Source organism: Actimicrobium sp. CCI2.3 (assembly GCF_035019065.1).
Lineage (GTDB): Bacteria > Pseudomonadota > Gammaproteobacteria > Burkholderiales > Burkholderiaceae_D > Actimicrobium.
Genome location: NZ_JASJWR010000002.1, coordinates 148,146 through 162,203, shown reverse-complemented (window position 1 = coordinate 162,203; position 14,058 = coordinate 148,146). Strand labels below are relative to the sequence as shown.

General features: G+C 61.6%; 9 protein-coding genes. 4 read left to right on the top strand and 5 right to left on the bottom strand.

Annotated elements, in window-relative coordinates; all coding sequences use genetic code 11:
• Positions 1-121 precede the first annotated feature (121 nt).
• The 3 genes from QN370_RS02070 (at position 122) to QN370_RS02060 (ending at position 4,191) form a co-directional block, all read left to right on the top strand.
• Positions 122-517, top strand: coding sequence for a DUF2946 domain-containing protein (locus tag QN370_RS02070; RefSeq protein ID WP_322128854.1), 396 nt, complete (start codon positions 122-124; stop codon positions 515-517).
• A 75-nt stretch (positions 518-592) separates the two neighbouring features.
• Positions 593-2,905: a TonB-dependent receptor gene (locus tag QN370_RS02065; protein ID WP_322128855.1), complete on the top strand. Its 2,313-nt coding sequence runs from the start codon at positions 593-595 to the stop codon at positions 2,903-2,905.
• Positions 2,902-4,191: a PepSY-associated TM helix domain-containing protein gene (locus tag QN370_RS02060; RefSeq protein WP_322128856.1), complete on the top strand. Its 1,290-nt coding sequence runs from the start codon at positions 2,902-2,904 to the stop codon at positions 4,189-4,191. Before QN370_RS02065 ends, QN370_RS02060 begins: the two co-directional genes overlap by 4 nt.
• A 132-nt stretch (positions 4,192-4,323) precedes the next feature.
• On the opposite strand, the gene QN370_RS02055 is transcribed toward QN370_RS02060, so the two are convergent.
• Both QN370_RS02055 and QN370_RS02050 read right to left on the bottom strand, forming a co-directional pair.
• On the bottom strand, positions 4,324-4,965 hold the full coding sequence (locus tag QN370_RS02055) for a response regulator transcription factor (RefSeq protein ID WP_322128857.1): 642 nt from the start codon (positions 4,963-4,965) through the stop codon (positions 4,324-4,326).
• A complete protein-coding gene (locus tag QN370_RS02050) occupies positions 4,962-6,269 on the bottom strand; it encodes a sensor histidine kinase (RefSeq protein ID WP_322128858.1) in 1,308 nt (435 codons plus the stop codon). The genes QN370_RS02055 and QN370_RS02050 overlap by 4 nt, the downstream gene beginning before the upstream one ends.
• A gap of 165 nt (positions 6,270-6,434) precedes the next feature.
• Here QN370_RS02050 and QN370_RS02045 point away from each other — a divergent pair, with 165 nt between their 5' ends.
• Positions 6,435-8,960 (top strand): TonB-dependent receptor, encoded by a 2,526-nt coding sequence (locus tag QN370_RS02045; protein WP_322128859.1) that lies wholly within the window; start codon positions 6,435-6,437, stop codon positions 8,958-8,960.
• Positions 8,961-8,995: 35 nt separating this feature from the next.
• On the opposite strand, the gene QN370_RS02040 is transcribed toward QN370_RS02045, so the two are convergent.
• From QN370_RS02040 to QN370_RS02030, 3 genes are all read right to left on the bottom strand, one after another.
• Positions 8,996-11,494, bottom strand: coding sequence for an ankyrin repeat domain-containing protein (locus QN370_RS02040; protein ID WP_322128860.1), 2,499 nt, complete (start codon positions 11,492-11,494; stop codon positions 8,996-8,998).
• A 211-nt stretch (positions 11,495-11,705) separates the two neighbouring features.
• On the bottom strand, positions 11,706-12,332 hold the full coding sequence (locus QN370_RS02035) for a general secretion pathway protein GspB (RefSeq protein WP_322128861.1): 627 nt from the start codon (positions 12,330-12,332) through the stop codon (positions 11,706-11,708).
• Between the two features lie 4 nt (positions 12,333-12,336).
• Positions 12,337-13,968 carry an ExeA family protein gene (locus QN370_RS02030; protein ID WP_322128862.1) on the bottom strand — a complete coding sequence of 544 codons (1,632 nt, stop codon included), beginning with the start codon at positions 13,966-13,968 and terminating at the stop codon, positions 12,337-12,339.
• Positions 13,969-14,058 lie beyond the last annotated feature (90 nt).

The following is a 14,058-nucleotide window of genomic DNA, read 5'->3' as shown; positions in this document are numbered from 1 at the left end:
ATATTTTTTTTGATCATACAATATTCGACCTTATTCGACCTTAAGCGGCATTCGGATTCAACTATTTGCGCGGACGCAGTCCTGACGACGAAACCCGATGCTAAAATCTCGCCCCATGAACATGACCTCATCCCTGCGCCGCCTAGCTGCCTGGATTGCCTGCCTGGCGATCCTGATGGCGGCATTGGCGCCGACGGTCTCGCATGCACTGGCCGCTGCGCGAGGCAGCAGCGACACCTGGATGGAAATCTGTTCGGCCAGCAGCATCAAGTTGATCAAGGTCGCGGCGAGCGACAATCCGGGCGAACCGGCTCCGGCAAAACCGGCCATGCAGATGGATCACTGCCCGTTCTGCCTGACCCACGCCGGAGCGCTCGGCATGCCGCCGACAAGTGCAACGTTTGCCGCACCGCTGCCAGGCCACACACCCGCCTTCCCCGCCCTGTTCTACCAGTCGCCACGTCCACTATTTCTGTGGGCTGCCGCGCAGTCGCGCGCCCCACCCGCTTTTTCCTGATCGACCCTGATTTCTGCCAGCCTGCGCCATCGCGCCAGAGCTGGTGTGTCCTCATTCCGATTAAGAAGAAGCCTCATGCACATCACACCTTTCGTCTTGCTGGCTGGCGTCACCTGTGCGCCTGCCGTCCTTGCACAAACCCTTTCCGAGGCACCCACCCGCAACCTCGGCACCGTCACCGTAACTAGCCCGCAACCGAGTTCGCTGCCCTCGCAAATCCCGACCACGATGGAAGGCATTACCGGCAAGCAGATCGAAGCCACCGTCAATGCCACCGACAGTGAAGACGCGCTGAAGTATTTTCCGAGCCTGCTGGTACGCAAGCGCTACATCGGCGACTACAACCATGCGGTGCTGTCGAGCCGCGCGTCCGGCACCGGCAACAGCGCCCGCTCGGCGGTCTATGCCGACGGCATCCTGCTGTCGAATTACCTCGGCAATGGCGCGACGTACGCGCCGCGCTGGGGGTTGGTCACGCCGGAAGAAATCGCGCGCGCCGACGTCATGTACGGCCCGTTCTCGGCGGCCTATCCGGGCAACTCGGTCGGTGCCGTGGTTGATATCGTGACGCGCATGCCGCAGCAGTTCGAGGCGCATGTGAAGGCCGGTTATTTCTCGCAACCGTTCGAGCTGTACAACACCGGCAGTACCTACAACGGCTATCAGACCAGCGCCTCGCTGGGCAACAAGTCAGGTGACTGGTCGTGGTGGTTCAATGTCAACCACACCGACAGCCATGGCCAGCCACTGACCTTCCCGACCCGCGCTCTGAGCACCAGCGCGCCCGCCGCCAATGCAGTCGCCGTGACAGGAGCCGTGCCGGGCCTGGATCGCACCGGCACGCCGTGGCTACTCCTCGGCACCGCGACCGAGTACCACACGATTCAGGATCATGCGAAGGTCAAGCTGGCCTACGATTTTTCGCCCACTATCCGGGCCAGCTACACGCTGGGTTACTGGCAAAACAGTTCCGAGGGACGGCCCGATTCCTACCTGCGCAATGCTGCGACTGGCGCAGTCGTGACCTCCGGCCCGATCAGCATCAATGGCAAAGGGTATGCACTCACACCGGCCGATTTCAATCTGAGCAATGAAGCGATCGAACATGTGATGCATGGTCTGTCGGTCAAATCGAATACCAAGGGCACATGGGATTGGGAAGCGGCGGCCAGTCTGTACAGCTATCAGAAAGACCAGCTGCGCGCCGCGACGGTCGCGCTGCCGACGGCACTGTCGGGCGGTGCCGGTACCATTCAGGATCAGGATGGTACTGGCTGGCATACGCTGGCACTCAAGGGTATCTGGCGCCCTACCGGCATCGGTGGCGCGCACATCGCCGACTTCGGTTATCAGCAAGAGAATTACAAACTGCACGTGCTGAAATCGAATATCGCCGGTGACTGGCGCAGCGATGCAGCGGGCTCGCTCAACAATGAAGTCGGCGGCAACGCGCAATTGCGCAGCCTGTATGCGCAGGACCGCTGGACCCTGACGCCGCAATGGCAAGCGGTACTCGGCCTGCGTGCCGAGAACTGGACTGCCTCCGATGGCTTTACCCGCTACTCGGCGACCAGCACGGCCAATGCCAGCTATGGCAATCGCACCGAAAACTTCTTTTCGCCGAAAGCCGCGCTGTCGTATCGTTGGTCCGACGACACCGTGCTGAAAGCCTCGACCGGACGCGCGGTGCGCATGCCGACGGTCTCCGAGTTGTACGGCGCGACCGCGACCATCAATTCGCAATACATCAATGACCCGAACCTGAAGCCCGAAAAATCCTGGACCAGCGAACTGACCGCCGAAAAAGACCTCGCCAGCGGCCTGTTGCGGATGACCTTCTTTACCGAGAACGTGCATGACGCGCTGTACTCGCAAACCACGTTCGACACCACCGCCAACAGCAACATCAGCCGCGTGCAGAACGTCACGCGGATGCAGACCAACGGCGTCGAAGTGGCCTTCAGCGGTGTCGATGTCGCACTGCGCGGACTTGACCTGTCGGGCAGCGTCACCTATGCCGATTCGCGCATCAAGGAAAACAGCGGCTTCGTCCGGGTGGCCGGCGACACCATCGGCAAATATCAGCCACGCGTGCCGGTCTGGCGTGCCACGGCACTGGCGAGTTATCACATCGATCCGACATGGACCGCCACGGTGGGCGCACGCTACAGCGGCAACCAGTTCTCGACGCTCAACAACGAAGACACCAACGGCTTTGCGTATCAGGGCTCGAGCAAGTACTTCACCACCGACTTGCGGGTGCGCTACCAGCTGGCCAAACAGTGGACGGCGTCGTTTGGCATCGACAACCTGAACAACTACCAGTACTGGAATTTCCATCCGTATCCGCAGCGCAGCTATAGCGCGGAATTGAAGTTTGACTTATGAAGCCTGCCCTGACACTGCAGCAAGCGCAACGCAAAAGCCTGTTCTGGCGACTGCATTTCTGGGCTGCGCTGATCGCGTCGCCGTTCGTGCTGGTGGCGACGCTGACCGGCATCCTGTACATCTTCACGCCGCAGATCGAAGCGGTGCTGTACCGGCAGCTCGACCAGGTCAGCCCGGTGGCGGCGACCCGTTCGCTTGACGACAGCGTCGCCGCCGCGATTACCGCCGCACCCGCCGGTGCAGTACTGCAATCGGTACTGCCCGCTGCCGCAGCCGGAGCGAGCACGCAAGTGCAGTTTGCACCAGCGATGGCCGGCATGCCGGGACATGAAGGACATGGCACGACGACGGTGGTGTATGTCGATCCGGCCACCGCGCAGGTGCTGGGCAGCATGGCCAGCGGCGAGCGCTTCGGTAGCTGGTCAAAAAAACTGCACTCGCGCTTGCTGCAAAATGACAACTGGCGCTGGATGATCGAGCTGGCGGCGAGCTCGCTGACGGTGATGCTGGTCAGCGGAATTTACCTGTGGTGGCCGCGCGGTATGCGCAAGGGATTGCCGCAAGCGAACGCGCGTGGCCGGACCCGCTGGCAGCAATGGCATGGTTTTGTCGGCGTCGCGCTGGCGGCGATGAGCATCATCATTTTGAGCACCGGCCTGACCTGGAGCAAGTACGCAGGTGGCCAGATACGCAGTCTGCGCGACCTGACTGGCCAGGCTTCCGCGCCTGTACCAAAGAACCTGCAATCGACCGCAGGCATCGCGCCGCTCGGCTGGCAGGCCGCGCTGGATACTGCCCGTCTTCATGCTCCCGCGATTGCGTTGCAACTGACACCGCCACGCGGCGCACGCGGCACCTGGAACATCACCAGCATCGATCGCAGCCAGCCGCTGCGACGCGTCGACCTGATCCTCGATGCGGGTACCGGCGCGCTGTTGTATCAGTCTGGCTGGGACCAGCAAACCGCATTCGGCAAGGCCACGGCACTGGGCATCCCGTTTCATCGCGGCGAATTTGGCTGGTGGAATCAGGCCTTGCTGCTGGTGTTCGGACTGAGCGTGCTGTTTTCGCTGGGGTCGGGCTGGATAATGTATTTCAAGCGGCAACGTGCCGGCGCGTCCGGCTTGCCGCGCGTGTTGCCGGGAGCATGGCGCGCGGTACCGGTCGGGGCATGGCTTGGCGCAGCGGTCCTGTGCGTCGGGCTGCCGTTGCTGGCGATCTCGGCGGCATTCCTGCTGTTGCTGGAAGCGATGCTGGCTCTACCCCGGCACCGGCAAATGCGCTAGCGTCAGCCCTTCGGGTGGGCACGATAACTCCGTGCCCACCCTACCTAATGCCAGGTATCGTAGGGTGCAATAACTGCAGGGCATTGCACCGCAAACGGAGCATTCGGTGCAATGCCCTGCGGTTATTGCACCCTACAGCCGCAGCAAGCCGTGTCGCGCGGCGAGATGCATCAGCTGGACATCATTTTCGGCGGCCAGCTTCTGACGGATCGAGGTCAGGTTGTTGAGTACGGTCTTCGGGCTGAGCTGCATCGACGTCGCAATCGTGTTGGCCGATTCGCCCTGTACGCGCATGCGCAGCACATCGAATTCGCGCGGCGTAAGCTGGGCGAAGGCGCTGGTGTCATCGCTGGCGGCTTCGGCCAGCACTTGCGCTATCGCTGGGGAAAACACACGCTTGCCGGCGGCGACACCGCGAATGCCGTCGATGACGTCTTCCGGTTCGCAATGTTTGCTCAGATAGCCGTGCGCGCCACTGCGCAACGCCTGCGTGATATGGCCACCATCTTCATGCATCGACAGCACCAGGATTTTGAGTGCTGGCCGACGCGCCAGCATGCCGCGTATGGCTTCGATGCCGCTGCTACCTTTGAGGCTCAAATCGACCAGCGCAACATCGGCCTCAACCTGCGCAACCAGCGCATTGGCCTCGTCGGCGCGGGCGGCGACACCAACGACCTGCAGGCCGGGTTCGGCGTCGAGCAGGCGACGATAACCGTCACGCACGCTGGCGTGGTCATCGACCAGGATGATGCGCAGGGTGGGCTCGTTCATGGGGTTTCCTCTGAATGAAGTTCGGGTAGCGGCAGGCGAATTTGCAGGCTCAGGCCGTGCGGCTGACGGGGCACGATCTGCAGATTGCCGCCGACCATCAGCAAGCGTTCGGCAATGCCGAGCAGACCGCCGCGGTGCGGCGCGTCCGCGACCAGACCACCGCCATCATCGTCGATCTGCACACGCAGTTGGCCGCCCTGCGCGGCAATCGTCACCGTACACTGACTGGCCGCGCTGTGTCGCACGACATTTGTCAGCGCTTCCTGCACGACCCGGTACAACACGACACCCGCCTCGTCGGCCAACAGTGGCAGCGGTGCCGGCAGTATGAGCGCGAAAGCGATGCCCGATTCACGCTGCTGCCAGCTGCCGACCAGCTCGCGCAACGCGCTCGTCAGGCCGGGACCGTCCAGGCCGTGCGGTCGCAATTGCATCAGCATCGCGCGCAATTGCGCGCCGCTGGTACGGACATCGCGACGCAGCTCTTGCGCGCAATCGATGATCTGGCTGGCGGCCAGTTGCTGCGCGTTGCGTTGCAAGTAGGTTGCCGTGACGCTGATGGCGGTCAGTGTCTGGCCCATCTCGTCGTGCAGATCGCGCGCCAAGGTGCGACGTTCATCTTCCTGCACCTGGATCAACTGGCGCGAGAGTTGTCGCTGGGTGTCCTGCGCGTGGGCCAGTGCTGCTGCCAGCGCATCGATGGCACCGGCGACGCGGCTGAATTCGCGCAACGCGAAGTGGGGCAAGGCGGCATCGGCGTCGCCACGCGCCAGCCGCTGCAACCCGGCTTCGAGTTCGCGTACCGGCATCAGTGCGCGATGTGCGGCCCACCAGGCGACCAGCAACGTGGCACCGGAAAAGAACAGCAGTGTGACCAGCAGTCGTATCGTGTCGACGAGACGCTCTTCCATTTCTGATGAAGGATCGGGCGCAATGCGCAAGCGCTGGCTGCCCAACTGCACCAGATTGCCGGTGTCTCCGACCGGCACGATGCCTAGCAAGAGAGCCAGCTGACGGCTCATCGCGCTGCGTTCGGCTGGTGCTGCGGCATCGACCTGACTGATGCTGAGGTGGCGCAATTGACTGCTCGCAAGAATCGTCGCCAGACGCGCGGCAGCGGCTTCCGGTGGCAAGTCGGACGCGATCTGGCCGGCAGCCAGCAAGACTTCTACCAGTTGTTCCGAGGCGGCCACTTCCGTGCGCACATCCTTGCGCAGCGACAGCAGACTGATCAGCACCATCACCAGCAACAGTCCCAGCAACAGCGCGCCAAGGTAACCGACTAACCGTCGTCTCAAATCCATCGTTGTTCCTGTCTCAATGCGTTGTTTCGTCCCCGGCGACGGCGTCATGGAGGGAATTTTTCCCGTGTTTGGCGTGACGTTATCCCGTGCTCGGCGGGAAGCCACGACTATACTCGGAGCAACACCGGCTTCAGACCGGCCACCAGAAAAAATCCCGGAGACTTTGTGCACCCATTTCCCCTCAAGCGCGGCCTGCTGGCCTTGTCCGCGGCATTGAGTTCCGCCGCTTTTGCGCAGCAGGAACCGCCCACCGCCAAGCAGCAATTGGCTGCCGTCGAAGTCATCGGCATCACGCCACTGCCCGGCCTGGGACAGGCGCGCAATGAAATCGCCGCCCCGGTACAAGTTGCCCGCAAAGGTGACATTGCCACTAGCGGCGCGCTCGATCTGAGCGACTTCATGAATCGGCGTCTCGGCAGCGTGCACGTCAATGAGATGCAGGGTAATCCGTTCCAGATGGATGTCAGCTATCGCGGCTACACGGCCTCGCCCTTGCTCGGCACGCCGCAAGGCATGTCGGTCTACATGGATGGCGTGCGCATGAACCAGCCGTTTGGCGACGTGGTCAGCTGGGATTTGATTCCGAGCGGGGCAATCTCGTCGATGACGCTGATGCCGGGCTCGAATCCGCTGTTTGGCCTCAATACGCTGGGGGGTGCGATCTCGATACAGACCAAGGATGGCCGCAGCGATCCGGGCACCGACCTGCAAGTCACGGCTGGCAGCAATAACCGGCGTGCACTGGAATTTGAACATGGCGGCTTCAATGACAAAGGCCTGAGCTGGTACGTCGACGCCAACCTGTTTCGTGAAGATGGCTGGCGCGCCACGTCGCCTTCGGACGTCAAACAGTTATTCAGCAAGCTGGGCTGGCGCAATGCCGACACCGATCTGAAGCTGAGCCTGTCGCATGCCGACACCCGATTGAACGGCAACGGTCTGCAGGAACAGCGCTTGCTGGGGACTGACCGCGCCAGCGTCTACACCAGTCCCGACATCACGCAAAACCGCTCGACGCTGCTCAACCTCACCGGCAGCCACAGCGTCAATGACGCACTGCAGTTTTCCGGCAACGTGTATTACCGCGATCTCCGTACCTCGACCTACAACGGCGATATCAATGAAGGGGCGATGGGTCAGGCTATCGTGCAGCCGTCGGCTGCCGACCAGGCGGCGCTGAGCGCAGCCGGTTACCGTGGCTTTCCGGCCAGCGGTGCGACGACTGCCAACACGCCGTTTCCGTACTGGACCTGCATCGCGCAAAGCTTGCAGCACGACGAGCCGGCCGAAAAATGCAATGGCCTGATCAACCGCAGCCAGAGCGCACAGCAAAACTACGGTGCCTCGGGACAGCTGACATGGTTTGGCACGCTGGCCGGTCAGCGCAACCAGTTCGTCGCCGGTGCCGGCTATGACGCGAGCCGCGTGCAGTTTTCGCAATCGTCGCAACTCGGTTATATCAATCCGGACCACAGCATCACTGGCGTCAATGCGTTCGGCGATGGCATCAGCGGCGGCACCGTCGATGGTGTGCCATACGACACGCGGGTCGACCTGTCCGGCCGCATCCGTACCTGGAGCGTGTTTGCCAGCGACACGATGTCGTTCCGCGACCAGTTGCACCTGACCCTGTCCGGGCGCTACAACACGACGACGATCCGCAATCGCGATGCGCTGCATGCCGATGGTGATCCGGCTTCGCTCAGCGGCGACCACAAATTCTCGCGCTTCAATCCGGCCATCGGCCTGACCTGGAGTCCGACCGCCGCCCTTAACGTCTACGCCGGCCTCAATGAAAGCAGTCGCGCGCCGACCGCGATCGAACTCGGTTGCGCCAATCCGGACCAGCCCTGCAAATTGCCCAATGCGATGGCCGGCGATCCACCGTTGAATCAGGTCGTCACCCGCACCGCCGAAGCCGGACTGCGCGGCAGCGTGGCCGGTAATCTGCAATGGAATGCCGGCGTGTTCCATGCCGAAAACCGCAATGACATTCTGTTTGTGGCGGACAACCAGGCCGGCTACGGCTACTTCAAGAACTTCGGCAAGACCCAGCGCAAGGGAGTCGAACTGGGCTTGAGCGGCAAGCTCGGCAAGATGACCCTAGGCGCGCAATACACGCTGCTCGATGCCACCTACCAGAGCAGCGAGAGCGTCAACGGCAGTAGCAACAGTAGCAATGACACGGCTACCGCCGGCAGGCCCGGCGTCGATGGCGTGATCACGATCCGCCCCGGCGACCGCATCCCGCTGATCCCGCGCCAACTGCTCAAGCTGTCGGCCGACTATGCCGTCACGCCCCACTTCAACATCAACAGCAACATGGTGGCGATGGCCGGCGCGCTGGCACGCGGCAATGAAAACAGTGGCCACCAGCCCGATGGCACGACCTATCTCGGGCAGGGCCACAGTGCCGGTTATGCGATCTTCAACCTCGGTGCGAACTATGCGGTGACACCGCAGTTGCAGTTGATCGGCCAGATCAATAACGTCTTCGACACGCGCTACAACACGGCGGCGCAACTGGGCACAACAGGCTTCGATGGCAGCGGTAATTTTGTTGCGCGGCCGCTCGGCGGATCGGCTGCCGACGGCTATCCGTCACAGCATTCGACGTTTTATGCCCCCGGTGCCCCGCGCCTGTTCTGGCTGGGTGTGCGCTATGCGTTTGACAAGGTAGCGGGCGGCTGACGCCGGGCAGCCCTCTTGTGCAGGGTGGTCCATCGTTACAGCCCATCGAGTACCGCATTGAGCTGCGTTTCGACCTTGGGACGCGACCAGCCACGGCGTCTGATCAGATCATCGATCGTCGTGGCGCGCAAAATATCCTTGCGCACCTCGCCTGACAGCGCATCGTAATTGCGCTGGTCTTCATCGGTCACGATGGCCTGCTCGCCTTCCTTGCAATGCACGTCGAAGGCCCGGTTGACCACACTGCCGATGTGCAGGATCTCGTCAAAAATAGCCCGATCATGCGGCTCGCGCGCCATCAGGTTTTCATCGACACCGGCAGCCGCATCGAGCAGTCGCTGCACGCAACCCGTATTGCAGACCCGTGACTCGCTACCGATATCGACCAGACGCTCAAGCACGGCATCCTGCAGTTGCAGGGCAACGACCTGCCGATCCGGCAGTGCGGATTGCTGCAGGATGTAGGACTGCATCAGATGAAGTGTTCTGGGTGCGCTGGTGATCAGGCCACCTTCGTTGACCTCGCCATCCTGCGACAAAACCTGCTCCAAGCCAAGATGGATCATCGCGCCGCGCCAGGCCCCCTGCAGCCGTGCTCGCTGCGGCTCCGGCTGCGCGACTACCCAGTTTGCCACCTGTTGCTTGAGATCCTGCGGCGTCAGATCCGGCTGGAGTGACGCGGCCTGGAACAGGAAAAGGCTTATCTGCGCTTGCGCGTCGCGATCCGATGCCAGCGCTCGGATATGGCGCTGCACAGGCGCGATCGCCTCGTCCATCGTCAATTCGGTCGCCCCGCTCGACTGCGCGAGACGCTCGAGAATATCGCGGCCACGAAGCAGGAATCCTTCTTGATGCACATTGGCAGCCCAATTTGCGTGCGCGATCTGATCTATCTCGGCATCCAGTGCATAGCGCCCGCGCCCAAATGCCATGTCTTCAATTTCATCACGCGAATAGGCAATGCCGTCAAGAATGAACTGATTATGGTAATGATCATCAGGCAGTGGTTCGGCACCCGCAGTGGTTGGTTCTCGCGGCGCAACGGCCAGCAATCGTTGCGCGACGAGACGTGCACTCTTGCTGCACCGTCCATAAAACTGCAACAACTGCTCCAGTGCCAGCGTCAGCCGGAACGCCGCGTCCTTGACGCAATGGTCGCGCCGCGCAACCAACGACAATGACTCACCGCTGCGCTGGTGATGTAGCTTGTCGCCAAGCAGGGAATTGGTTGCGCTGCTCAGGAACCGGTTTGACACGCCGTTCGATGGCTTGAAACAGGTCCAGCGCTCCAGTTCCTGCACCAGGAAATCTGCCTCCGACATGGTCGAGGGCGCTTGCGCCTTGCTGCGGAAATGGTCGATCACGCGCGTTGAATCCAGCAAAAAAATTGCTCCGTTCGGATCGATATCGGGATGCGCAAGTAGCCTGAGTGCCGCTTCCTCGCGCGGCAAATTTTCCATTAATCCGGTGCACATCGACAATGCGGTCATCCCTGACGGCGTCGCCAGGTTGACATCAAGGTGCGGGGACGCGAGCAGTTGGTCCACTATCGTGAGGTGATCGGCATTAATCGCCAGATGCAGGGCGCTTTCACCCTCATTGGTTACCGCGTTGACGTCGACACCGCGCGCCCCAACGAGTGCCACGACGACGTCTTCCGCACCAACACGAACGGCACAGTGGAGGGCGGATTCACCAAGCTCACTGCGTGCATCAGGCGCAATATCCGGCACATCAAGCAGTGCGCGGACAGCAAGGCCATGCCCTTCGATAGCTGCCATGCGCAGCGCCGTGTTACCGCTGGAGGTTGTCCGGTTGACGTCGACGCCGGCGTGAGCAACCAACGCTGCGACCACCTCATGATTGCCCTGGTGGGCCGCTATATGCAGCGCGTCCCAGCCGAGCATCGATGCTTGAATATTCAATTGACCGGCACTTCTCTCCATGAGCATCGAGACGGCACCGGCATGGCCGAACATGGTGGCGCAATGCAGCGCATTTAATCCTTCGGGCGTGACAGCCTCCATCGCACTTCCCGCTTTGAGCAACAAATCGATGATTTCTGTATTGCCTATTTTTGCTGCGCTATGTAATGCCGTGCAACCATATGTATCGATCGCATTGCACTGCACTCTGCCGGTATCAAGCAGCATCTTGATGAGTTCGCAATGTCCGGCCTGAACGGCAAACATGAGCGGCGTCATGCCAACCGACGTTGCCAGATCGGGATTGGCACGCAAGCGCAACAGGCGTCGGACTTCTTTCCTGTCTCTTCTGTAGATGGCATGGTGCAGCGGTGCCCAACCATTGTCATCAAGCTTGTCCAGATCGCCAGCGGCAACCAACATGCCACGTTGCTCCGTCTGAAACACAGCAGCAGGTCGCTTGCGCGCACCTTGCGCCTGAGCTTCTTGCGGCACGGCGAGTGCCGGATTGTCAGCTGCTGCCGCAGCAGATGAAGCAGGTTGCTCAATCGGCGGGCGATCCGGTGAGCGATTCGGATGCAGATTGCCATCTGCTGGATTCAGATTCATGGTGTTCTGGACGGTTAGTAGTGAGAAGCGGCCTCATCCGACACCATTCCACTGCATGGCGCTGACAGATAAGTGCTCTACTCAGTGACTTCACCAAAAAAAAGGTTCCGTTTCAACGAACCGTTTCAACAAATCATTTAACCGCGACATCAGCCCGCCTCGCGTCGACGAAGGCCTCCGCTAAGCACGTTGTGTAGTTGTTTTCTGCAAATTACTGTGTCAGCTGAAACCTCAATCCCTTGTAACGCAGGATCGCTCCGTTGGGCAAAATGCTGTCGAGCACCAGCCCTGGCGAGATTTCTTCGCCTTCCTTCAACAGCCGTTTGTCGATCAGCAGCATGCGTTCGGCCGGATTATCGGAATACATCGAGCCACCGATACTCAGTGTCGGCAACTCGCTCTGCAGGTTGGCCGGCAACGTCGCCAGCGTCAGCAAGCGACCGGCGGGCTGACGCGGAAGTGCTGTTGCGTCCTTGCGTTCGGGCGAAACGGACGTCGCTGCGCGTCGGTCTTTGGTTATTCCCTTCGGCAGTGGCGGCGGCATGGCGACATCGTTGCTGGCCAGCGGCGGCGGCATGACCATTGCCGGGATCACGGCAGGTGCCGGCTGCGGCTGCTGCGCAATACGGGGCGGCGGCGCGTCGTACCCTCTCAGCCAGAACAATCCCGCCAGTACCAGGACCGGCACCGCCAGAACCAGCCAGGTCGAACGACGCCGCCACAGGTCCGCTCGCCGTACCGGCACCGCGCCGGGCCAGCTGGAAGTATGCAGGCCGGGCAATTCGCCCAACTGACGTTCGGCATCGGCTTTCTTGAGCGCCTCGAGAATCATGGACATTGGCTTATTTCCTTGCTGCGACAGAAAGGGATTGCAAACGCGGCTCGACCAGTCCTGCCGCGCTGGCCAGCCGCATCAGCGTTTGCGGGCCGGCGATGCCATCCGGTTTGAGTCCCTGCATCAGCTGGAAACGCCGCACCCGCCGCTCGTCGACCACCATGCCGTCCGGTGGTGTGGGCACGCCATCGACTGCGGCCAACTGCGCAGCGAGCCAGTCTGCCACCGGGCCGCGGGTTCCTGGAGAGACCGATGTGCGATAGCCGGCGGGACCGCGCCATAGCGTTCGGAAATCGCCATTCCAGCGCCGCGCCAGCACCGCGAGGCTCACCGTATCAGCGATGCCGTCAATCTGCAGGCTCGCATTCGTGGCGTTCAAGCCGGTCAGTACCGCGTAGTAGTCTTTGCCATCGTCATCATTCAAGGTCAGGATCGCGGGCCGGTCGAGCTGGCGCAGGTCGGTCAGGCCACGTCCGTCAAAACAGTAGACATTTTCTTTTTGTAGCGCGTTGCAGGCGTCGCCATCGGCAAGGGTTACCTGCCAGAGCCTGGCGAGCCGCTGGTAAGCCGCTGGCAAATCGCGCGCCGCACTGCTGGCAACACGCGGCACACCGGCCGACTGGTTTGCCGGCACCGGCGGCACGGCGGCAGCAGAAACAGCAGTCGCAGCACGGACCGGACCTAGCGCCGCCGCCTTGACCGGCACGGCGGCAAACCGGTTGTAGCCCAGCAGCACCCCACCCAGCAACACGACGCCAGCCACACCACCGGCCAGCGCGGAACGCCAGCGCTGCGTACTGGCCGACGCACCGGCACCGTCAAGCCGGAATACTTCGCGCGCCGCCTCGTCGATGATGGCCACATCGACCCGACGCAGGCCGGTAGCATAGGCACCGAGCAGTGCACGGTCGCACAGCAGGTTGATCCGGCGCGGAATGCCGCGTGCGCACTGATGAATCCGGCGCATCGCCCGCTCGCTGAACAACGGTTCGTTGCGACCACCGGCAACCGCCAGCCGATGTGCAATGTATTGCGCGGTCTCCCTTTCGGACAACGCGGCCAGGTGAAAGCGCGCGATGATCCGCTGCGCCAATTGTTCGAGCTCGGGACGATCGAGCATCGTGCGTAACTCAGGCTGGCCGATCAGGATAATTTGCAGCAGCTTGCGTTCGTTGGTTTCGAGGTTGGTCAGCAAGCGCAATTGTTCGAGGACATCGGCCGACAGGTTTTGCGCTTCGTCGATGATCAGGATGTTGTTCTGTTTGACCGCGTGGGTGCGCAGCAAAAAGGTATTGAGCGGATCAATGAAGTCCTTGACGGTGACGGCGGCCTGATTGCGCGGGCTGACCTTGATATTGAATTCGTCGCAGATCGACTGCAGCAATTCGGTCACCGATTGTTTCGGATTGAACAGATAAGCGACGTTGCAGCGGGCGGGAATCTGCTCGAGGAAGAGGCGGCACACCGTGGTTTTTCCGGCACCGATTTCGCCCGTCAGCAAGACAAAACCGCCACCCCCCTTGAGACCGAACACCAGGTGTGCCAGCGCTTCGCGATGACGCTCGCTCATGAACAGGTAGCGCGGATCAGGGGCGATCGAAAAGGGGGGCTGGCTGAGCTGAAAGAATGGCTGGTACATGTGCGAAGGCTAGCACAAAGCGGGACTGATCCTGCACGTTCGCGGCGTAACTGACGCTGCGACGCATCAACAGAATGCCTCCATTCCTGC